This is a genomic window from Halobacillus naozhouensis, from assembly GCF_029714185.1.
GTDB classification, from domain to species: domain Bacteria; phylum Bacillota; class Bacilli; order Bacillales; family Halobacillaceae; genus Halobacillus_A; species Halobacillus_A naozhouensis.
Map to the genome: position 1 here is coordinate 743518 of NZ_CP121671.1, position 21197 is coordinate 764714.

The 21197-nt window shown below is 40.2% G+C and carries 21 protein-coding genes and 2 pseudogenes; 20 read left to right on the top strand and 3 right to left on the bottom strand.

Annotation, left to right across the window (positions count from 1 at the left end):
• The first annotated feature begins 374 nt into the window (after positions 1–374).
• The gene (locus P9989_RS03925) at positions 375–914 is read left to right on the top strand and encodes a hypothetical protein (RefSeq protein WP_283077517.1); all 540 of its coding nucleotides are present in this window, start codon (positions 375–377) and stop codon (positions 912–914) included.
• A complete protein-coding gene (locus P9989_RS03930) occupies positions 890–1579 on the top strand; it encodes an RDD family protein (RefSeq protein WP_283077518.1) in 690 nt (229 codons plus the stop codon). Before P9989_RS03925 ends, P9989_RS03930 begins: the two co-directional genes overlap by 25 nt.
• A gap of 170 nt (positions 1580–1749) precedes the next feature.
• Here the strand turns inward: P9989_RS03930 and P9989_RS03935 are convergent, their stop codons facing one another.
• Positions 1750–2190, bottom strand: a complete 441-nt coding sequence (locus P9989_RS03935; RefSeq protein ID WP_283077519.1) for a YaiI/YqxD family protein — start codon at positions 2188–2190, stop codon at positions 1750–1752.
• Between the two features lie 422 nt (positions 2191–2612).
• Between P9989_RS03935 and P9989_RS21595 the strand changes: the two are divergent.
• The 6 genes and pseudogenes from P9989_RS21595 to P9989_RS03960 all read left to right on the top strand — a co-directional run.
• Positions 2613–2887 (top strand): annotated as a pseudogene (locus P9989_RS21595) (sensor histidine kinase); the annotation flags it as partial.
• 18 nt (positions 2888–2905) lie between these two features.
• The gene (locus P9989_RS03940) at positions 2906–4036 is read left to right on the top strand and encodes a sensor histidine kinase (protein WP_346274903.1); all 1131 of its coding nucleotides are present in this window, start codon (positions 2906–2908) and stop codon (positions 4034–4036) included.
• A gap of 10 nt (positions 4037–4046) precedes the next feature.
• Positions 4047–4717: pseudogene (locus P9989_RS03945) on the top strand (response regulator).
• A gap of 242 nt (positions 4718–4959) precedes the next feature.
• On the top strand, positions 4960–6282 hold the full coding sequence (locus P9989_RS03950) for a CitMHS family transporter (protein WP_283077520.1): 1323 nt from the start codon (positions 4960–4962) through the stop codon (positions 6280–6282).
• A gap of 57 nt (positions 6283–6339) precedes the next feature.
• Entirely contained in the window at positions 6340–6594 is a 255-nt protein-coding gene (locus P9989_RS03955) for a biotin/lipoyl attachment domain-containing protein (RefSeq protein ID WP_283077521.1), read from the top strand.
• A gap of 292 nt (positions 6595–6886) precedes the next feature.
• Positions 6887–7738 (top strand): carbonic anhydrase, encoded by an 852-nt coding sequence (locus P9989_RS03960; protein ID WP_283077522.1) that lies wholly within the window; start codon positions 6887–6889, stop codon positions 7736–7738.
• Positions 7739–7804: 66 nt separating this feature from the next.
• Here P9989_RS03960 and P9989_RS03965 read toward each other — a convergent pair whose 3' ends face one another.
• Positions 7805–10150 carry a M14 family zinc carboxypeptidase gene (locus P9989_RS03965; RefSeq protein ID WP_283077523.1) on the bottom strand — a complete coding sequence of 782 codons (2346 nt, stop codon included), beginning with the start codon at positions 10148–10150 and terminating at the stop codon, positions 7805–7807.
• A 391-nt stretch (positions 10151–10541) separates the two neighbouring features.
• Here P9989_RS03965 and P9989_RS03970 point away from each other — a divergent pair, with 391 nt between their 5' ends.
• Both P9989_RS03970 and P9989_RS03975 read left to right on the top strand, forming a co-directional pair.
• Entirely contained in the window at positions 10542–10850 is a 309-nt protein-coding gene (locus P9989_RS03970) for a DUF3892 domain-containing protein (protein WP_283077524.1), read from the top strand.
• A gap of 88 nt (positions 10851–10938) precedes the next feature.
• A complete protein-coding gene (locus tag P9989_RS03975; protein WP_390306622.1) occupies positions 10939–11205 on the top strand; it encodes an alpha/beta-type small acid-soluble spore protein in 267 nt (88 codons plus the stop codon).
• A 41-nt stretch (positions 11206–11246) separates the two neighbouring features.
• On the opposite strand, the gene P9989_RS03980 is transcribed toward P9989_RS03975, so the two are convergent.
• On the bottom strand, positions 11247–11438 hold the full coding sequence (locus tag P9989_RS03980; protein ID WP_283077526.1) for a gamma-type small acid-soluble spore protein: 192 nt from the start codon (positions 11436–11438) through the stop codon (positions 11247–11249).
• 138 nt (positions 11439–11576) lie between these two features.
• Here P9989_RS03980 and P9989_RS03985 point away from each other — a divergent pair, with 138 nt between their 5' ends.
• The 10 genes from P9989_RS03985 to P9989_RS04030 all read left to right on the top strand — a co-directional run bounded on the left by P9989_RS03985 (position 11577) and on the right by P9989_RS04030 (position 21156).
• A complete protein-coding gene (locus P9989_RS03985) occupies positions 11577–12170 on the top strand; it encodes a uracil-DNA glycosylase (protein WP_283077527.1) in 594 nt (197 codons plus the stop codon).
• 168 nt (positions 12171–12338) lie between these two features.
• Positions 12339–13877 carry a ribonuclease YeeF family protein gene (locus P9989_RS03990; protein WP_283077528.1) on the top strand — a complete coding sequence of 513 codons (1539 nt, stop codon included), beginning with the start codon at positions 12339–12341 and terminating at the stop codon, positions 13875–13877.
• Positions 13874–14164, top strand: coding sequence for a hypothetical protein (locus tag P9989_RS03995; RefSeq protein WP_390306369.1), 291 nt, complete (start codon positions 13874–13876; stop codon positions 14162–14164). The genes P9989_RS03990 and P9989_RS03995 overlap by 4 nt, the downstream gene beginning before the upstream one ends.
• Before the next feature lie 193 nt (positions 14165–14357).
• A complete protein-coding gene (locus tag P9989_RS04000; protein ID WP_283077529.1) occupies positions 14358–15404 on the top strand; it encodes a LacI family DNA-binding transcriptional regulator in 1047 nt (348 codons plus the stop codon).
• On the top strand, positions 15394–16161 hold the full coding sequence (locus tag P9989_RS04005) for an SDR family NAD(P)-dependent oxidoreductase (protein WP_283077530.1): 768 nt from the start codon (positions 15394–15396) through the stop codon (positions 16159–16161). The genes P9989_RS04000 and P9989_RS04005 overlap by 11 nt, the downstream gene beginning before the upstream one ends.
• Positions 16162–16230: 69 nt before the next feature.
• Positions 16231–16845, top strand: a complete 615-nt coding sequence (locus P9989_RS04010; RefSeq protein ID WP_283077531.1) for a cupin domain-containing protein — start codon at positions 16231–16233, stop codon at positions 16843–16845.
• 67 nt (positions 16846–16912) lie between these two features.
• On the top strand, positions 16913–18115 hold the full coding sequence (locus P9989_RS04015) for an iron-containing alcohol dehydrogenase (RefSeq protein WP_283077532.1): 1203 nt from the start codon (positions 16913–16915) through the stop codon (positions 18113–18115).
• On the top strand, positions 18115–19551 hold the full coding sequence (locus P9989_RS04020) for an aldehyde dehydrogenase family protein (protein ID WP_283077533.1): 1437 nt from the start codon (positions 18115–18117) through the stop codon (positions 19549–19551). The genes P9989_RS04015 and P9989_RS04020 overlap by 1 nt, the downstream gene beginning before the upstream one ends.
• A gap of 78 nt (positions 19552–19629) precedes the next feature.
• Entirely contained in the window at positions 19630–20334 is a 705-nt protein-coding gene (locus tag P9989_RS04025; RefSeq protein ID WP_283077534.1) for an alpha/beta fold hydrolase, read from the top strand.
• A gap of 54 nt (positions 20335–20388) precedes the next feature.
• The gene (locus tag P9989_RS04030; RefSeq protein ID WP_283077535.1) at positions 20389–21156 is read left to right on the top strand and encodes an HpcH/HpaI aldolase family protein; all 768 of its coding nucleotides are present in this window, start codon (positions 20389–20391) and stop codon (positions 21154–21156) included.
• Positions 21157–21197: the final 41 nt, after the last annotated feature.

Here is a 21197-nt window from a genome sequence, read left to right on the forward strand (position 1 = left end):
CTAGGAGGGAGAGTTATTCAAAAAAGGAAATACCTAGAGGAAGTTCTTGAATTAAAGACCCCGCTTTTTTAAAATGTATCGGTAAAGCGATTAAACAAGTGTGAAACTTTTCCTTGATTCAGTCGTAACGTAATAGAGCAAAAAAACTGTTATTTGAGAATCCACGCTAGTTATTTCTGAATCCTCTCTGGTTATTTAAGAATCATCAGCCGTTATTTTAAAATAAACTTTAGTTTTAAGGATTACGGTCAATATTTAAGAATATATATTGCGTGCCGGTATCTTTAAGCTTTAAAAAAACAGTGAGATTAGCATACGTCTTATAAATACAGGGAAGTAGTCGTATTGAATCTAGGCAGGGGATGTGAGCATAGTTGAATTTAATTGGCTGGTTGATTATTGCGAGTGAAATTGGGTTTTGGGTGTTTATTGTATTAGGCTTAGTTACACGGTATGTGTTTAAATCTAAAAAACTAGGTTTATTCTTTTTAGCTTTAACACCATTGATTGATTTGATCTTATTAGTCACCACAAGTGTAGACTTATTCCGCGGATCTACAGCTACTATGGCCCATGCCATTGCTGCTGTTTATATCGGAGTCTCCGTGGCATTCGGTAAAAGTATGATTGAATGGGCAGATGTTCGGTTTCAATACTATATAACCAGACAAGGGCCGCCACCGAAGAAGCGTGTAGGGATGGACCATGCAAAGCATTATTTTAAAAGCTGGGGTCAGCATGTGCTTGCTTATGTGATAGGGGCAGGTTTTCTAGCCATCGTAATTTTCTTTATTAGTGATCCATCTCGTACGGAGGCATTAGAAAAAGTATTAAAGCTTTGGACAGTGGTACTAGGCATTGATTTCGTCATTGCGATTAGTCATTTCGTTTGGCCAAAAAAAGCCAAAGGATAATTGGCATTTGTCAAAAGGAGCACTTTTGCAAGAGAAAGGGTTCTGCTCATTCTTCGCGGGTTGTATCGTTCGGTAGAGTGAAAACCGCTCATGGTAATAGGTTACTAAGTGAGGTTGCTTTTCAAAAAACTGAAGTGGGAGAGTTGGCTAATATGTCTTACGCCCCATTTAAAGTGCGAATTTATGCTTTCCTGTTAGATTACCTTGTTATTGTTATATACGGTATTTTTGTTTTAGGCACCATTTCATTTGTATTTCGATCGTATATAAATTATTTATTCTCAAATTCTCCCGTTACCGCTGAATTGACAGGTTTTATAATGATAACGTTACCCGTTTCTCTTTACTTTATTATAGGCGAACAGTCCAAATGGCAAGGGACATGGGGAAAAAGGAAAATGAGCATCCGTGTTGTTGATCATAGCGGGCGGCGTATTGGTAAAGGGCGTTCAGCTGTTCGAACAGCAATCAAATTTCTACCCTGGGAAGTGGCCCATTTCGGTATATGGCAGCTGATGCTTCCTACTGATTTTTCGGGGATCACCATTTTGATCATATTGAATGCCGTCAATATCACCATAATATTGTATCTATTCATTCCATTTACAAATAAAAAAAGGAAAAATATCTATGATTGGATTTCAGGAACAGTCGTCATTAAATGACTGTTTAGTCGGAGGGCGATTGTTAAGCAGTAAAATGAGACTGTACATTCTTACTTAGAGAAGCATTCAAGTGAATGATTATATACGTAGGTTTTGATAATAAAACAGGGTGCCTCATAAGTGAAATACACTTGTGGGGTACCCTGTTTCGCTTGAGATTGAACATTTTTTCACTTTGAAATGGCTGTTTTAAAAATGTCTCTAAACTTCTCCTTATCCTCCGATGTAAAAGGCTTCGGCCCCTTTGTACGCTTTCCGCTTTTTCGAGCTTTTGCACTCAAATAACGTGTTTGTAGTAATTGGTCGATGTTCTCGTTTGTATAGATAAACCCTTTATGATGAAGAACTGTACAACCTTTTGCTAAGGCTAGCGAAGCAAGGCCATAATCCTGGGTAACAATGAGGTCACCCATTTCTGCTAACTTCATAATCCGATAATCCGCAGCCTCTGGGCCAGAATCAACATAAATGGTTTCCACCCCTGATTGTTGGTCCGCATTAGAATAATGAGAAAAACTGGTAACAAGGATAACGGGGATCTCTTCATTCGTACCTTCAGAGATAATAATATCTTTTACCGGACAAGCATCTGCATCTACATAAATTTTCATCTTTATCTCTCCGTAAATAAGTTCGAATTGATAGTGATCATACTGGCCGATCAAGGGTTTGTCAAGAGATGGAGAGACTTTAACGATATTTTAGTTACTAAACAGTGGCGATTTTGGCTCACCGATTTCCCCTTTTTCCCTGTTGCAACGTCTCTCTTCAGTTCATCATTTATGATAATATGAACAACAATAGAGGGTTATTTCCCTGAAAACGTACTTATACGAAAAGAGGAATTTATAAATTTAGAAGGATGTTGAATTCTTTGAAACTATCGCTGCAAACTAAAATACTGTTTCTAGTTTTATCCCTTGCTTTTTTGATTATCATTCTGTTGACCGCATCCTTTACCTATTTGGAAGCGAAAGAGATTGAAAAGCAAAAAGCCCAGTTGGCCTTAAAGATCTCTAAGACCATTTCGTTTATGCCTGAAGTAGGCAGCGCCATTCAAACAAATGACCCTGCTAAGATTATTCAGCCTATAGCTGAAAGAATCAGAAGAGAAATCGGAGCAGAATTTATTGTGGTCGGCAGTAAAGAAGGCATTCGCTATTCCCACCCTGTACCTGAACGGATCGGGGAAAAAATGGTTGGAGAAGATAATATCGGGCTCTTGTTGAGGGGAAGTACTACACTTCAAGGGCTGTAGGTTCATTAGGGCCTTCCCTAAGAGGCAAGTCACCGATATTTGATAACAATGGTCAAATCATTGGGATTGTGTCTGTTGGTTTTCTTATAAAGGATATCAAAGAGCAAATCTTTCATAATGTACTTAGGGTTTCATTTAAATCATTAATCGTTCTCCTTATAGCTGCTGGTGGAAGTGTCCTGCTGGCCAAGAATATTCGAAAGGACACGATGGGATTAGAACCCTATCAGATCGCTACCTTGTACACGGAAAAAGATGCAATTATACAGTCCATTAGAGAGGATTTGCTGTCATATGACGAAACGGGAAGAGTCATGATGATAAACCAGACCGCGAGAAGACTATTGAATATTAAGGGAGATTTTCGTCACTTAACAATTGAAAGGCTCTTGCCTGACTCTCATCCTTATCAGATTTTCGAGACAGGAGAAGCTCAAATGGACCAAGAACTGCTGTTGGAGGATAAGACAATAATTGTAAATCGGGCACCGATTTTTCACCAAGATCAGGTGAAGGGGGTAATTGCTTCGTTTCGTGATAAAACGGAAATCGAAGAAATGCTCAATACCATTTCTGAAGTTCAACGTTATTCTGAAGATTTACGGGCTCAAACCCACGAATTTACGAATAAATTGTACGTATTGTCAAGTTTGCTGCAGCTCGGTGAGTATGATGAAGCGTTTGATATGATTCAGAATGAAACGACAAATGTTGAGGTGAAAAACCGCATTCTTTTTAACCAAATAGAGGATAGCAGGGTACAGGCTATTTTACTTGGGAAAATTGGGAAGGCTTCGGAAAAGAAAATTAAATTTGAAGTGGATTCAAACAGTTCCTTACAGAAGCTTCCCGATCATATTAACTTGACCCACCTCATCGTGATGATTGGCAACCTAGTAGACAATGCGTTTGAGGCTGTTGCGGATCGTGATAAGAATCCAACGGTAACATTCTTTGGAACGGACCTCGGCCATGATATTATCTTTGAAATCCATGATAATGGAGCTGGCATTCCTATCGAAAACCATGCCCTGCTCTTTAATAGAGGATTCACAAATAAAAAGTCTCATGCGCCAAGAGGATACGGGCTGGCTAATGTAAAGGAAACCGTCAATCAACTTGGGGGGATGGTTGAATTTCATAGTGAACCAGGCAGAGGTACGGTGTTTACGGTATACCTTCCCAAAGAACATTCATAGGAGGACAAGGATGGAAACTGTAAAAGTGGCGATCGCAGAAGATGACTTTCGCGTAGCCGATATTCATGAAAAATTTCTTATGAAAATACCTAGTGTTGAAGTCGTGGGAAAAGCATTAAATGCTGAAAAAACCCTGGAACTTTTACGCTCTCAACAAACTGATCTTTTATTGCTCGATATTTACTTGCCGGACCAGCTGGGAACCGATATTCTAACGACGATACGACAGGATTTTGAAGACTTGGAATCACGGCGGCAACAGATAAAGCCTTTCTTGAAAAAGCTATGAGAAACGGTGTAGAAAATTATTTAATCAAACCAATTACCATGGAACGCTTTACAGACATGATTAACAAGTATATTCAAAGAAGGCACTTATTACAGAACGAGGATGAGATCAATCAAAGTGTTGTAGACAGATTATTCAAGAATTCGGAAGAGGAGAAGGAAGAAGTCATTCACGAGTTACCCACAGGAATAGATGGAGACACCCTCCATAAAATTTTGGAGGTTCTTAAAAACAGCCAGGAGGGTTTGTCTGCAGAGGAAATCGGGAAACGGATGGGAGCCTCCAGGACGACTGCAAGAAGGTACTTAGAATATTTAATTTCCATAGACAAGTGCCGTTCAGGAGTAGAATATGGTTCAGTCGGACGCCCCGAACGTAAGTACCACAGGTAAGCCAAAAAATAGCACTTACATTACTTGCACAATGGATTTTGACCATTGTGCATTTTTTGGTGGCCAAAATCGGCAAATGAATAGTCAGAAAGTTTTTTAAAAACAGTAAACTTAAAAAGGTTACAGATCATGAACGATGATATATGCTGTTTCTAAGCTTTGAAAACGGTACCAATCATTCGAAAAAACTGCAGTTATTTAACTTTTCGAAAATGTAAGCGCTTAGAATAGGAGTGGAAACGATGCTAGCTTTACTTGGATTTTTAATGATTGCTGTTTTCATGTATTTAATCATGACAAAGCGGCTCTCTGCACTTATTGCCTTGATGGTTATACCAGTCATTTTTGCATTAATTGGCGGTTTTGGAGGAGAAATTGGCAAAATGATGCTAGACGGTGTGAAGAGTGTGGCACCGACAGGCATTATGATTATGTTTGCGATTTTGTTTTTTGGGGTCATGATTGATGCTGGTTTATTTGATCCAGTAGTTGAAAAAATTGTTAGAATTGTAAAAGGTGACCCTTTGAAAGTAGCAATGGGAACCGCGTGTCTCATTCTTTTTGTATCCCTGGACGGCGATGGAACAACCGCTTATATGATTACGGTTTCGGCCATGCTTCCATTGTATAAACGAGTTGGCATGAATCCGCTTATACTGGCCGGTATCGCAGTACTAGGATCTGGAGTTATGAATTTACTACCATGGGGAGGACCGACAGCCAGGGCCATGAGTGCTTTAGGAGTCGGTGTATCAGAATTGTATGTTCCTGTGATCCCGGCCCAGATTGGCGGAGTCCTGGTGGTCTTATTTGTTGCATTTCACTATGGACGGAAAGAGAGAAAAAGGTTAGGTGTCATTCAAATCAGTCAAGATGCTATTGATGAGGTAGCAGCCGGAGAAATGGCAGCGGCTTCTGCAACAGTTGAAGAAGATGAAAGTATAAAACGTCCGAAGTTAATATGGGTGAACTTTGCTTTAACGATTGCCCTTCTGGTCTCGCTTGTTGTCGGAGTGCTGCCTACGCCCGTCTTATTTATGGTAGCCTTTGCGATTGCGATTATGATCAACTATCCACATATGGATCAGCAGAAAGAAAGAATTTCAACATACGCAGGTAATGTGCTGTCAGTTGTGTCATTGATATTTGCTGCAGGTATCTTTACGGGGATCCTTACAGGAACGGAGATGGTCGATGCCATGGCCAATTCGTTAATTGCAATCATTCCTGAAGAATTAGGACCATATTTTGCCGTTATCACAGCGATTGCAAGTGCACCGTTTACCTTCTTCATGTCAAATGATGCATTTTATTTCGGAGTACTACCTGTACTTGCAGAAACTGCTGCTACTTACGGGCTGGATCCAGTAGAAATCGGACGAGCCTCTCTGCTTGGCCTGCCGGTTCACTTACTAAGCCCGCTCGTACCTTCGACTTATCTGCTAGTCGGGATGGCTGGAGTTGAGTTCGGTGATCTCCAGAAAATGATGTTAAAGTGGGCAAGTCTCGCCACTATTGTTATGACAATTGTTGCAGTACTGACAGGTGTTATTTCCATCGGATAATTATTCATCTTTACAACGTGATGGAAAATGATTAGCACTTAAAGAGGAGGATATGGTTTGAGACAGCATGTAGAAGTGGTTTATAGTCCCTGTCATGGCAGAATTGAAAAAATCTTAATTCAGAAAAATGATTATGTGTATGAATGGGAGAAGTTATTTGTAGTTAGAAATCATGATGGTCTATTGGAGGAAATAAGGATAGGTGCCAGCGGTCTTATTGCTTCTTTGGAAGTGCTTGAGAGTCAGGAAGTAGACACAAATACAATCTTAGCCACGGTGAAAGATGATCTCAACATAACCGGTAGTGATTGATTCATACACGGTTGCACAAGTAACTTGATAAAGATTTATATGAGATACAGGAAAAGCACCTTTTGGAACGCAGGTATGCGGCTTTCAAGAGGTGCTTCTATTATGAGTCAGATGATTTCAGGGAGATTAATTTTTTGTAAATAATGGAGGTGAGAGAAGGTATCCCCGAGTATTAGAAAGAAGAGTTACAGCCTAAGGAGGGCAGTAGGGTGAACTAAAGGGCTACTACAGTAAATTACGATCAACTTCCCCTTTCTCAAAATGATTTTGACGTTCTAAGGAGGAATACCAATTGAAAAAGCTTCTCTATTACACTATTTATCTACTTCTAGTCTTGTTTATCTCAGCTTGTTCACAGCAGACCCACTCGGATGAAAAAACGGAATCTACTGAAACAAAAGAAACGAATCAACAGGGTAAACAAACCGACCAGGCACTAGAACCTAAACAGGTTCAGTGGTCATATGAAGGGAAAAGAGGTCCTAAACACTGGGGAGATCTTGCAGAAGAATTCGCTGCATGTGAGAAAGGTAATGAACAATCTCCAGTGAACGTTAAATTCGCTGAGGTAGAGGAAGAAAAGGACTTACCCGAAATTCAACTTCATTATGAACCAGCCAAAGTTAGTGTGATCAATAATGGTCATACTGCTCAATTTAACCTTCCTAACGAAATGAATAACTCGATGACGATTGGTGAAACGAACTATAGGCTCATCCAATTTCATTTTCATACTCCTAGCGAGCATCAATTTAATGGGAAACATTTTCCTGTAGAAATGCATTTCGTTCACAAGAATCCGAATAATGAATTGGCTGTAACCACCTTAATGATTGAAGAAGGGACCCAAAATAAAGAACTCGCTAGTATTTGGGGAGGAGTTCCTTCTGAAAAGACGGAGAAGGAAATCATGATGAATGAACCGGTTGACTTAGCAAGCTTACTACCACGGCAAAGCAGTACTACCTTCCACTATAGCGGGTCTTTAACTACACCTCCATGTTCTGAGGATGTAAAGTGGATTATATTTGAGGATACTATTGAAATATCTAAGGAACAAATTGACGTTTTCAAACAAATATTCCCAAGTAATAACCGCCCTATTCAATTATTGAATGAACGAGAGGTAATGAAGAATAGCTAAATTGCCGAACATAGAAAAAGCTTGTAGACAAGCCGCTGGGCTTCTCTACAAGCTGAGCATAGCTAGTTATTCAAAAATAGCGTTAGAAAGCAATCTATACAAGTAGTCCGTATGATCACGGAAACCAGCTTCTAACCCAATTAAGGTTACATCTTTTTCATTCTCTTGAATGATGACCGCTTCACCGCGTGCATCTTCACGATTTTTCCAGAAGCCGGCTTTGAAAAAGTCTTGCTGCTTAAAAGATGCGGCAACTGTTTGATCTGTTATGTTCGTATACCATACTGGATTATACACAAAACCGATGTCTGTACCGTCATAACCTGCTGTTAACGGCGTGTGCTCGTAATTGACACGAACGATACCGTTGCTGTTTGATTGTCCAAGGTTGATGGTTACATCCGTTAGGCCGAGTGTTTTAGTGGCTTGAGATGCTCCTGCCCCTACAGCAATATAGCTTCCGCCGTTTGTGGCAAATGCGTTAATATGACGTTTAAAGTTCTCAAATTGCTGTTCGTTTTTTAGCCCAAACGGCTGGTTGGCTTTAGATAGTTCATAAGAAATTAAGCGATCTGTTCCGCTGTAAACAAAGACGTCATAGTCTGATAAGCCATCTTCAGCGACTTGACGAGGGTGGACTTCGTCAACTTCAAAACCGAGTCGCTCAAGGGCAATCTTAGTCCCTGAATGTGATTGTGATTTCCACATTCCGCCGTCTTTCAAAATCGCTACCTTAAGATTGTCCAGTGTTTGAGCCTCGTCGGGAATTTCACTCGTCGTTAAAGTGAGTCCAGACTCCGCAACGGCTTTTCGCAGATCATTTCCAGATTGATTTTCCACATAATAATCACCTTGGTTGTCCTGAAGTACTGGAATACCGTTTTGGAGCAACTGGTTGACTAAAGCAACGGCTTGAACCGAACTGTTCGGAATCTGATAAGGTCCTTTCCCGTCTAATTCACCTTTATGGTTAATTTTGTTTACCTTAACAGCCTGGACATCGAGGTTTTCATCAACCGCGATCGCTTCAAACCCCCATAATTCAGGTAAGCTCCAAGCTGAAATGTCATACATTGCTGGCGTGTCATAGCTAATGTCTTCCCCATCCCAGAGCATGGTGTTAGCAAGACCGGCCTTAGCCTGGTCCATTGGAACAATAAAAGTTCCTGCCTCGTATTGTTTGCCATTTACCGCGAACGGTTGTTTGGTTTTCCCGACATCAATGTCGTTAGCTTTCAGGTGCTTGACGGCTTTATGAGTAGCCGTTGGGTCCTTCTCATCTACCGGGAGCACGTAAGCGTGAGGGAAGAAGCCTTCCTCGTGAGTAGGGTGATGGAAGTTGATCCCCCGTTTAAATACTTCAATCTGGTCCTTGATCATTTCGTTTTTATGGTTGGTGGCGAATTTCAATGCCCCCATAACGGCATTAATTTGCCATTCCACCCCATCCCATGTATTGTTCGGAGCTTCGATGGTAGCCCCATAAGCACCGTGGTACATCGCATACATGGGTGCAAAGATAGGCGGGTAATCATCCCAGCCATATTCGGCATCACGCCTGGGAATATGTACACCCTCTAAATTTTTGTAGAGCTCTGAAGTATAGTCTTCTTTATGAGTTACAATTTCCTTTTCCATGGCTTCTGCCTGGTCAAGCGCCCATTTTGAATATAAATCGTACTCATAATTTGGGTTATGCGGCGGTGTAGTTGGCTCAATTAATCCTGGCTTTTCGCTGGAGTATTGAACATAGCCGTGTAAATCCAGAAACACCATTGGATTCCATTCTGTAATCATCTCAACAGAAGCTTGAGTTTCCGGCTGTGATTGAGTAATATAATCACGGTTTAAATCAATGCCTTCTCCGTTAAAACGAGTGGCGTTAATTCGTCCATCTGGATTAACGACGACATTAAAGATCAAAATGTTCTTTTCAAGAATGTCCTTGGTTACGTTATCATCCTCGAACGCAAAGCGCTCGATTAGCTGCAAAACAGCATCAGAACCGACAAATTCATTGCCGTGGATCGAACCATTAATCATGAACGGCACTTTGAAATCAGGATGCTTGTCCGCCCATTCCTGTGCCTTGCCGGGATGCTTGAACATCTTCTTTCTCAATGCCTGGATTTTCCCGTATTTTCCTTTCGCTTGCGGATCACTAACGATGACAGAATAAATGTTATGGCCATTCGTTGATTGTCCGACGACCTCCAGTGTTACACGATTACTTTTTTTATCGAGGCTATGTAACTTTCCCTCGATTTCCTGATAAGTCGTGTAATCATAATGCTCTGAATTAAACGGACTTTGCTCTTGCTGCTGCTCATCTGCCGACACTTCTGTTAGGAAAGTGAAGGGGAGGAGACTTATGAAAGCTATAATAAGCAGCTGAATTACACGTTTTTTCATATACCTTTCTCCTTTCATTTCTTCCTTATTTTTCAATCTTCTACACTTTTAGGGGAGTTTCCTCTTTAATTGGTTAAAACCAACATATATGACTATGTAGCTCACTTATAGATAGGAATTTTGTCTCCTATCTCACTTTAGTTTTTTACATAAATTAAGATTAAGGTGCCGTAATGTGGCAAAAGAGGAAGCTACCGATTAACAAGTTAGACAGGACGGGTTATTTCAGAATCATCATACGTTATTTTAGAATTAGTCCTATTTATTTAAGAACAGTGATCGTTATTTAACAATCACTTCTAGTTATTTTAGAATCAGCGGTCTTCATTTAAGAATCCATCTATATTTTTCTCTTTATAGAGAAGAATATAAAGCGAAGGAGGGATGATCCGTGCCGGATTTCGAGCAGATCTATAACCAGTATAAGCAAGACGGAGAACAACAAGCGTCTCAAGAAAGTCAGAACACAGCTAATGAAGGGCAAGAAGAGATTGCAGCGGTACGAAAAAATGATGACGGCGACATCATTGCGGTTCAAACGAGTACAGGGCGAGAGCTTGATTATGTGTCCGCTTTAGAGGAAGCAAAGCAAGGCCAACTGGCTCATGTGGACGTTTTTCATAAATATGGCCGCGATATTCTCCGAAGTGAGCCAGATGGTATCAAGAGCAATAACTTAGATAATTTGCCAACATTTTAAAAATGTGAAGGCTCCACCGTGCGACGCGGTGGTTATTTTTTTATATAAAAACACCTCTTTGAGGAGACCCTACCAAATGAAGGAGGCGATGAAAATGGCGAGGAATAAAATCTTAGTGCCAGGAGCCCGCAAAGATTTGGATTTATTAAAAGCGCGGGTCATGAAGGGAAAAGGCTATAATACAGATTCTGATAACGTAAAATACGAGGTCGCAAAGGAACAAGGCATTCCATTGAAAAAAGGATATAACGGTCAAATCACCTCAGAGCAAGCTGGAAAAGTTGGAGGGCCGATTGGCGGAAACATGGTCAAGGAAATGGTCAAAATGGCTCAAGAAAATATGACGAAAAAATAAATGAGCTCCGCTGGTTTAAAATTCACCAGCGGAGCTCAGTATTATTTCTTATTTTGATTCTTACTTTTCACGTCTTCAATGTTGGTATCACTATATGCATTGGTGCCATGTCCTCTTGTTGTTTTAGCCATAAATGCTTTGGCTTCATTGTAGGACATACCAGACTGCTCATTTTTCCTTTTAACCTCATCAATATTTGTGCATGCAACGGTAAAATTATCGTTTTCTTTCATAAAAGCATCTCCTTATTTGTTTCTCTTACTTTCTCCTGGTTAGAGATTTTCTAAACAGTAAACGTTATACCATTAGTAAGAAAACCGCAGCCTGGGTATCCTAAATTTATCAAGTTTACGTAGTAGGAGGGAGAAGCATTGTCCGATATTTGTTCCACCCCATGGCCGGAAGACCCCACACCGGAAAACCAGATAAAATGTACGGACTGCGGTCTTTATGAACACGGGTCGAGAATGATTTGGGGAGAAGGCAACCCCGAAGCACCTATCATAATCATTCTCGATAACCCGGGAGCACGTGAAGACCGAGATGGAAATTCATTTGTGTGCGGCACGAGACAAACCTTGCAACAAGCCGCCCATGAAGTTGGCCTCACCATGAGCGATTTGTACATAACATTTATTCTAAAAAGAAAACCTGTTCGAAAATATGATAAAGAGGATACACGCCGCATCTGCATGCGTCATCTTCAACGGCAGCTTCAGACAAAACAACCCGACCTGATTTTCTGCCTGGGAAATGTCTCTGTCCAATCTTTTTTTCAAGATACGGACGCTGATGTAAAATCACTGCGCGGCAAAGTCCATGAAGTAAAAGGGTATCCGACGGCAGTGGCTTACCATCCCTTAGCTGTGAGACGCCGTCCTAATTTAAAGTCGTTATTTATGGAAGATTGGGAGCTGCTTGCTAATCATTACCGCAATATAAGGAGTTTTCCTGAAAAAAAGTGAACTTACTTCCAGTAAAAGCTTTTCGTTGGACCGAACTAAACGGGATTCGAGCCATCGATTCCGACCTTGCCTTTCGTTTAACGAATAAAGGAATCAGATTGAAGTATTTCTTTATAGGCAAAATTTCTATATACTTAATGGTAATAAACTGGAAAGAGGATGTTTTACATGAAAGTGTTGGATGTTTCAGATCTGCAGAACGGTGCAGAAGAAACGATACATATGTTAGACAACATGAAAAATTCCATCCATCAGGTAAAGACCAGTATCAAAGCCATTATTGATTTGGAAGATTCGCTTAGCGGGCAGGGCGGGAAAGCCATTCGGATGTTTTATCAGGAAGCCCATCTCCCGTTCCTGAGTTATTTGGAACAATTTCTTTCGCAATATGAAGCGGCGATTCAAAAGATGGTGAGTTCGATGAATCAATTTGAACCTTCTTCTGACGGTGTCATTCGAGAAGATTTTCTTGAGCAAGAGGTGGAAGCGGGATTACATAAAACGAGTACCGTCACGAATGAACTGATTCAAGAGGTTAACCAGGTCGTTAGTGGCGTACAAGATATTGTATCTTTACCATCCGTTGACGACAGCGCATTTTTGCAACAGATTCAACAGGCTAGGGAAAAGAAGAATCAGACAGTGGAACAGTTACATGAGTTTGATCAAACTCAGTCGAACCAGTTGGCAGAATTGAAGCAAAGCCTCTCCACCATGAATCAATACATCAAATCCATTTCTTCAAAGTTTGAAGCAGGGGATATTAGTATTGGAAGCTATCAACCAGGTCAGCTTCAATCGATGGAAGATTGGAAATCTATCAATCAAGCAACAGCAGCGAAGCCAGTTTCCCCAGCTGAAGTGAACCATTTCATAATGGAACAAAAAAGCCAGGCTCCTGTTTCGCTGCAGTATGAAATTACTTCAGGAGGAGTATGTACAAGGGAAGAAATAGTGGCTTCGGCGGAGGAAGAGGATGTCGTCTGGTGGAAAAAGACGCTCTCCTTTGGCCTTGATTTTATCCCGATTGTCGGAAATATCAAAGCGGCTATTGAGACGAAGACCGGAGAGAATCTGATTACGGGTGTGGAGTATGAAGGCTGGGAACGACCCCTTCTAGCTGCCTCTATTATAGGTGGGGGATATGTTAAGCTGGCGGGGAAAGGGGCTAAGGGTGTTAGTAGTGTTGTTAAGAATGGCGATGAGGTTGTAGAAGCTGTTAGTAAAAGGCTAGGTCAGCTTTCTAATAATTTATACAGAGGAGATAGTTTATTACATTCTCCTGCAAGAGCAAATGGTGTTGGAAAGCCATTCATATCAGAGTCAGGTAATTTAGTGCCTGCTAATAGTAGTGGAATCTATAAAGGTAGACAAGTTACTGTCACTGAACATATTTTAGGTGGTTACAGACGAGGGGCAAAATCAAATAGTCCTTACACTAGTTTTACCATTAATAAAGGTACAGTAGAAAATTACGGTGATAATTTGATTGAGCTAGATATTTCTTTGTTAAGAAAGGCTATTAAATCAGGTGAGGTAAAAGATATTGCAATCTTATCACCAAAGCAAATAAACAAAATAATAGAAAGGGACAATTCATCGCAATTTTGGAAAAAAAGGGCATTAGCTTGGACCAATAGAGATAATGAATATTTAGTTAAAGGAGAAGTACCTAGCAAGTTTATAAAAATTTCTCCTAAGGAGTGAGTAATTTGTTTTTATATTTTAAAACTGAAAGTCTGGGTGAAATAAAAAATATTAAGCTTGAAGGCATGTGGATGTATGGTTCACTCAACCCGAATGAAAGTATGCAAAAATATAAAGGATTTTTAGAAGCTCTTGTGAATGAAGAGAATGATTTTCAAGAAGACAAATATTGTGAGGATTTGTTGGAAGATAAAAATTGGTTTATCGTGGACAAACAACAAAATAAAAGAGGAATCTACCTGCCAGCAGTTTACGAAGATGGAGAGATTAATTGGAGATGGAGGTAACTATTTTTAAGTTGAGGATTAAGGGGAACTTTTTTTTACTTTAACCATATTGAAAAAATTTAAAATTTATTGACAACTTAGAATTTATCAATTACACTTGAATTGTTTCGAATACGTATTCTAAAGAATTTTATAGCTTTATTCTAAAGGTTAAAGAATGGAATTTAGCTGGAGTTGAAAGGAACTTAATCGAATGAGAATCACGGTTCACGACATAGCACGTGTCGCCAATGTATCACAGGCTACGGTTTCAAAAGTACTCAATAATTATTCAGGGGTAAAAGAGTCAACTCGAAAAAAGGTCTCTGAGGCTATAGAAGAGCTGAAATTCACCCCGGATTCTGTGGCCAGAAGCATGGTCACCAACAAAACAAATACATTAGGATTAATCGTGGGTGATATTTCAAACCCATTTTTTGCTGAATCAGCTAAGATCATCATAGGGAAAGCGCAGGAACAGGGGTATGATGTAATTATCAGTAACACGGATCATGATGATGAGAATTTAGAAAATGCCATTCAAACTCTGATTTCTAAGCGTGTTGATGGAATCATCATTTCTTCTATTAGTCGTACAAGTATAAGAATAAAGAAATTGCATGATGCCGGATTTCCTGTTGTTTTGTACAACAGTAGGGTAGAAAGCGACTCATCGAATTCCGTAGTCTTGGATAACTATAAAGGGGCAGTATTGGCTGTTGATCATTTGGTTGAATTAGGACATGAAAGTATCGCGTTTATCGCTGGGCCTACGAAGTATTTGACCACTTATGAACGATACGCTGGCTATGAGGCAGCTTTAAAAAATCGTGGATTGGTACTAAATAAGGAACATGTTTATGATGGTGAATATGATTATGAGAAGGTTTACGATTTTTCCTACAATCTGTTAAGCGATCCTGACAGGCCGACTAGTTTCTTTGCGACGTCAGACCAGATGGCTCTTGCAGTAATGGATGCTGCAGCAAGTAGAAATATTAAGATACCGGATGAACTCTCTGTGGTTGGTTTTGACAATATGAATATCTCTGCAAACCAATATATTGGCCTGACGACAATTTCACAGCAAAAAGAAAATATGGCTGAACTTGCTTTAAAGAAACTCATTAATTTAATAGTAAAAAAAGATCCACATCCTGTATCTGCTGAATTGACTTTGGAACCAGAGTTAATTGTACGTAAAACAACATCTACTCCTAACAAAATAATTCTTGAAAGGAGGGGATACAATGGTACCTGAGCAATTATTTGATCTTACTGGTAAAGTAGCCATTGTGACAGGCGCAAGCAAAGGGATAGGGAAAGATGTGGCAAGACTCTTAGCACAGGCGGGGGCTAGTATTGCTCTAGTGGCGAGAAATAAAAGTGAGTTGGAGAAGGTTGCAGCTGAGATTCACTTAATAGGGAGAAATGCGATAGTTGTTCCTTTTGATCTTACGGAAACAAGCAAAATACCGAAGATGGTGGAACGAATAAAAGATCACTTTGGTCACATCGATATCTTAATAAATAATGCAGGGCTGAATATTGCAAAAGATGCAGAAATGTTAACAGAAGAAGACTGGGATAAAGTGATGGACATAAATTTAAAAAGTGTTTTCTTTTTATGCAAGGAAGCAGGCCGTTTTATGAGAGAGCAAAAGCATGGGAAAATTATCAATATGTCCTCCCAGATGGCTTTTGTCGGTTATTATAAAAGAAGTGCCTACAGTGCTAGTAAAGGTGGCTTAACCCAATTAACAAAGTCTCTTGCAATCGAATGGGCACAGGAGAAGATTAATGTAAATGCAATAGCTCCAACTTTTATAGAAACAGAGATGACAAAATCTATGTTTGAAGATGAAGACTTCAGAGCTCAGGTTCTAAATCGGATTCCACTCGGAAGACTAGCTAAGACCGAGGATATATATGGGTCTGTACTTTATTTAGCATCAGATTCGTCGAATATGGTCACAGGTCATACAATATGCGTTGATGGTGGCTGGACTGTCTGGTAAATGACAGCTGAAATTTTTTTATAAAATAACGAATACGTATTCGATAAAATATTCGGAAGGGGAATGAAGATGAAAGCAAACAAACAAACGAATGTTACAAATGAAGAAATGGAAAGCAATTGGATTGTAAGATTCAATGATATGAAAGAAAGAGGAATCCCTTTGATGTTTATTGATAGCATCATTCCGGGTCATCAACGTGTAAACTATGCTGTGGTGGGAGATACAGCGAGTGAAAATCCAGAGTATAATCCAATCATTACTGAACCACATGGTTTCCAGATAGGCATGGTTAAAGCTCCTCCTGGAAACGGCCCTGCTTACCACACACACGATTATATTGAAGCTTTTTTACCTCTGACAGGAGATTGGCGCTTTTACTGGGGAAACAGTCCAGATGAAATTGAAGGAGAAACCGTTATCGGTCCATGGGATCTTATTTCTTTGCCGCCAAATCTTTATAGAGGATTTGAGAACATTAGTGATGAAGACGCGTGGTGCTTTGCAGTTTTGGAACAACACGAGGCATTCGATGGGAGAGATCCTTATTGGTCGCCACAAGTAATTAAGAAAGCTGCTGAACATGGCTTTAATGCAGATGAGAAAGGAAAAATGATCCCACCGGAAAACTTCAAAGAGTTAGAAAAACAAATGGGTGAGAAACTCCGTATGGGTAATAGGTAAGCGTTTACTTAAAAGGTGTGAATTTATGAACTCCATGCATAACACACGATATTAAAGGGGGATGACCTTGACACTTAACAATTTCTCGGATTTTAATATGCCAAAAGTAATTCGGTTTGGATCAGGTTCCTTCTGTACATTGCCTGATGAAGTCGAAAATTTTCATCCTAAGAAAGTAGCTATTATAAGTGATAAAGGCTTGGAGAAAGCTGGGTTGGTCAAAAGGGTGATAGACTCTATAACTCCATTGGGTGTTTCTATTGTTACATTTACAGATTTACAAGGCGAACCGACTTTTAAACTGGTTGGTGAAGTCGTAAACAAGATGAAAATGGAAGGCTGCGAACTGATTATCGGGATTGGTGGGGGAAGTGCATTGGATGTAGCAAAAGCCACTGCTGCCTTAATGGATAAAGACGACTTCCATCCCTATTTGAGCGGCGAATCTGTGATCGAGTTTAGAACGGTTCCTTGTATCTTACTCCCAACGACTTCTGGGACCGGCTCCGAAGTAACCATGAATGCGATATTCGGAGATGAAGAACAGGAAGTAAAGCGTGGTATAATCAGCTGCTTTTTATTACCCGACGTATCCATTGTCGATCCCGCGTTAACTTTATCATGCCCGGCTAGGGTAACGGCCGCATCTGGAGTGGATGCCTTTACTCATGCGATTGAATCTTATGTGGCTACGAATGCGACATTGTTAACGAAAATGTATGCAGAAAAAGCGATGAAATTATTTGCACCAAACATCCACCGTGCGGTTCATAATGGGAATAAAGATTTAGAAGCCAGGGACGGGATGAGTTGGGTCAGTTTATTAGGAGGTATTTCACTCGCTAATGCGGGCGTGGGTGCAGTGCATGCACTAGCCTACCCGTTGGGTGGTAAGTACAAGATCGAACATGGTGTCGCAAACGCTCTGCTTTTACCGTATGTTTTTGAAGTGACAGGAAAAACATGTTCAAAGGAAATGGTCCAAATAGCAAGATTTCTGCAGCTGGGTGATTATGACGAGTGTCCACATAAAGCAGTGGGAGAGGTAGTGAATTTTTTATATGAATTATTAGGACAGTTAGATCTCCCGAGTTCTCTTTCGGATCTAGGTGTTGAAGAAGAATCATTGCCTTTGTTGGCTGACCAAGCCTCAAAGGTTGATCGACTATTATCAAATACTCCGTATACTTTGTCCAGGGACAAGATCCTTGATATTTATCAAAATGCTTATCATGGTTCACTACTCATGAATAATAGGGGCGTAAGGTAATGTTAAAAGATTCTAAAACAAAACTGTATGTTAACGGTAAGTGGCAAGAAGGAAATTCCTATTATGATCTAAAGTCTCCATACAGTGGTGAAATAATTGCTAGAGTCCCACTTGCTACCCCGGAGGAAGTTGAAGAAGCTTTGGCAAGTGCGGACCGCGGAAAAGAAGTAATTAAAAAAATGACTTCCCTTGAGCGGGCTAAAATACTTGAAAAAGCGTCTCATATCTTTGAACAAAGATTGGAAGAATGTGCAGAAATACTGACCCAGGAGAATGCAAAACCTATTAAAGCAGCAAAAGGAGAAATTCTCCGAACGATCGAAACGTACAGATTCGCAGCAGAGGAAGCCAAAAGAATTCACGGAGAAACGATACCAATGGATGCAGCAGTTTCCGGGAGAGGGTGGTTTGCTTATACTCGAAGGGAGCCACTGGGGGTCATAGCTGCCATTACACCTTTTAACTTCCCGTTTAACCTCGTTGCACATAAATTGGGGCCAGCTATTGCTGCAGGGAACTCAGTCGTTTTGAAACCTGCCAATCAGACTCCGCTCAGCGCATTATTAACAGCGGAAATTTTTGAAGAAGCTGGTTTGCCCCCTGGTGTTTTGAATGTAGTAACCGGACGTGGAAGTGTAATCGGGGATGTTCTTGTCAGAGATACCCGAGTAAAGATGGTTACTTTTACAGGGAGTTTAGAGGTAGGACTTAGTATAAATGCAAAGGCTGGTTTGAAGAAAGTTACGCTTGAACTTGGTTCAAACTCAGGTTTGATTGTTGACAGTACTTATGATTTAGATAGTGTGGTTTCCAGATGTATAGAAGGTTCATTTGCTTATGCAGGACAAGTTTGCATTTCGATACAGCGCATTTATGTTCAGCAAGATCTTTATGAAGAATTTGTTTCAAAATTTGTAGAACGTACAAAGAAACTGGTCATGGGGGATCCTAGAGAAGAGAACACAGACGTTTCTGCAATGATCCATATGGATGAAGCTACACGGATAGAAAAATGGGTAGAAGAAGCAATGAATTCAAATGCAGAAATTCTTAGTGGCGGAAAGCGAGAAGGAGCATTGTTTGAACCAACAATTATTACAAAGGGATCATCTGAACTATCCGTAAATTCCAAAGAAGCATTTGCACCAATAGTGACGATTAATCCTTATAATGAATGGGATGAAGCAATCGAAATGGTGAATGATTCATCTTATGGTTTGCAAGCTGGAGTGTTTACGAATTCAATGGATAAAGCCTTTGATGCTACTGATCGAATAGAAGTTGGCGGTGTAATGGTTAATGATATTCCTTCCTTTCGTGTTGATCAAATGCCGTATGGTGGGGTTAAAAACAGCGGTATGGGTAAGGAAGGTATAAAATACTCAGTAGAAGAAATGACAAACTTAAAAATGGTAGGGTTTAAAGTGAATCAATAGTATATCTGGAACTGGTAGTATTTGTCTACTGGTGAGCTGAATTGGTGTTTGTGAAAAGCAACTGAAAGGTTGGATAAGATGAGTAAGCCACCATTAATCCTGTTACCTGGAACCCTCTGCGATGAAAAGTTATGGGAGCATCAAGTTGAACATCTCTCTAGTTTAACTGATGTATCAGTCCATATGCTGACGGAAGATGATTCGATTGAAGATATGGCGCTTACAGTCCTAAAAAATGCGCCAGAACGTTTTTCGTTAGCAGGGCTATCTTTAGGAGGAATCGTAGCACTAGAAATCGTTAAGCGAGCACCAGACCGAGTAACAAGCCTCGCGCTACTTGATACAAATCCAAACCCACCACGGGCAGAGCAGATTGAAGCCTGGGGACAATTTATCGAAATGGCTAAAAATGGTCAATTTAAGCAAATTACGAAGAAGCATTTGTTGCCAGGACTGATTCGCCCTGAAAGCCAAACCAACAAAACACTTGTCTCGGAAATTTTGAAAATGGCAGACCAGGTGGGGGCAGACGCACTGATTCGTCAAATGCGAGCGCTTATAAATAAACCCGATGGTCGCACTGTACTGACTGAAATATCATGTCCAACACTTGTAATGGTTGGCCTTGAAGACACCGTATGCCCATTGGAGATGCATAAAGAATTAGCATCGGATATTCCTTCTGCCAAGCTTGTAACAATTGAGCAGTGCGGACATTTAAGCAGTATTGAACAGCCACAGGCAGTATCGGCCGTTTTACAATATTGGTTACAAAGTTCTTAATCTACGACGGTTATTTTATCATTTTAACCGTAAAATTAGGGAGTCATCTAAATTATGGGGAATATTTTAAAAGAAAAAATTAATAACGGCGAAAGAGTTCTTGGAGCCTTCATCAATATGTACGCTCCTTCATTGGTAGAAATCATCGGTTACGCAGGATTCGATTTTATCATTATCGATGATGAGCACGGTAGCTTTAGCTCCTCAGAATTAGAGAATATGATTAGAGCTGCTGAAATTGTTAATATGGCTCCGGTAGTACGTGTTTCTTATAATCCATCCAGTATCCAAAAAGCACTAGATCGTGGAGCAAAAGGAATTCAAGTGCCTATGGTGAACAATGAAAAAGAGGCGAAAGATGCAGTGGAAAAAGCAAAATATCCGCCATTAGGCAACAGAGGAACAGCTTTTTCCATACGTCCGGCTAGATTTGGAAAAGAGAAAGGCAAAGAATATTTAGAGAAAGCGAACATGGATGTTTTAATTGTTGTCCACATTGAAACGAGCGAAGCTGTGAAAAATTTCCGAGAAATAACGAGTGTCCCAGGGATTGATGTGGCATTTATCGGATCAACTGATCTAGCTGTGAATATGGGTTATTCAGGTGATACTAAACACGCAAATGTACAAAAAGTTATCGAAGACTTATTTGAAACAGGAAAGCGAAATGGTTTGCGAATGGGGGCAGTATCAGGAAATGAAATTGGTGTAATTGAGGGATTCTCTAAAGGAGCTTCTTACATGGGAGTTGTGGCGAATTCAGTAATTATGTCTTCACTAGAAAAGGTAGCTAAGTCAAAAAAAGCCGAAGTTAGTTCATAACTTCTTTACCAGAAGATGCTGGAAGATAGGCTCTGTTTCAA

Excerpts from the sequence above, each read along its gene's own strand:
- P9989_RS03935 (WP_283077519.1), bottom strand. The coding sequence starts at position 2,190 with ATGAAAATTTATGTAGATGCAGATGCTTGTCCGGTAAAAGATATTATT.
- P9989_RS03950 (WP_283077520.1), top strand. The coding sequence starts at position 4,960 with ATGCTAGCTTTACTTGGATTTTTAATGATTGCTGTTTTCATGTATTTA.
- P9989_RS03965 (WP_283077523.1), bottom strand. The coding sequence starts at position 10,150 with ATGAAAAAACGTGTAATTCAGCTGCTTATTATAGCTTTCATAAGTCTC.
- P9989_RS03975 (WP_390306622.1), top strand. The coding sequence starts at position 10,939 with ATGAAAATGGCGAGGAATAAAATCTTAGTGCCAGGAGCCCGCAAAGAT.
- P9989_RS03980 (WP_283077526.1), bottom strand. The coding sequence starts at position 11,438 with ATGAAAGAAAACGATAATTTTACCGTTGCATGCACAAATATTGATGAG.
- P9989_RS03990 (WP_283077528.1), top strand. The coding sequence starts at position 12,339 with ATGAAAGTGTTGGATGTTTCAGATCTGCAGAACGGTGCAGAAGAAACG.
- P9989_RS04000 (WP_283077529.1), top strand. The coding sequence starts at position 14,358 with ATGAGAATCACGGTTCACGACATAGCACGTGTCGCCAATGTATCACAG.
- P9989_RS04005 (WP_283077530.1), top strand. The coding sequence starts at position 15,394 with ATGGTACCTGAGCAATTATTTGATCTTACTGGTAAAGTAGCCATTGTG.
- P9989_RS04010 (WP_283077531.1), top strand. The coding sequence starts at position 16,231 with ATGAAAGCAAACAAACAAACGAATGTTACAAATGAAGAAATGGAAAGC.
- P9989_RS04020 (WP_283077533.1), top strand. The coding sequence starts at position 18,115 with ATGTTAAAAGATTCTAAAACAAAACTGTATGTTAACGGTAAGTGGCAA.
- P9989_RS04025 (WP_283077534.1), top strand. The coding sequence starts at position 19,630 with ATGAGTAAGCCACCATTAATCCTGTTACCTGGAACCCTCTGCGATGAA.
- P9989_RS04030 (WP_283077535.1), top strand. The coding sequence starts at position 20,389 with ATGGGGAATATTTTAAAAGAAAAAATTAATAACGGCGAAAGAGTTCTT.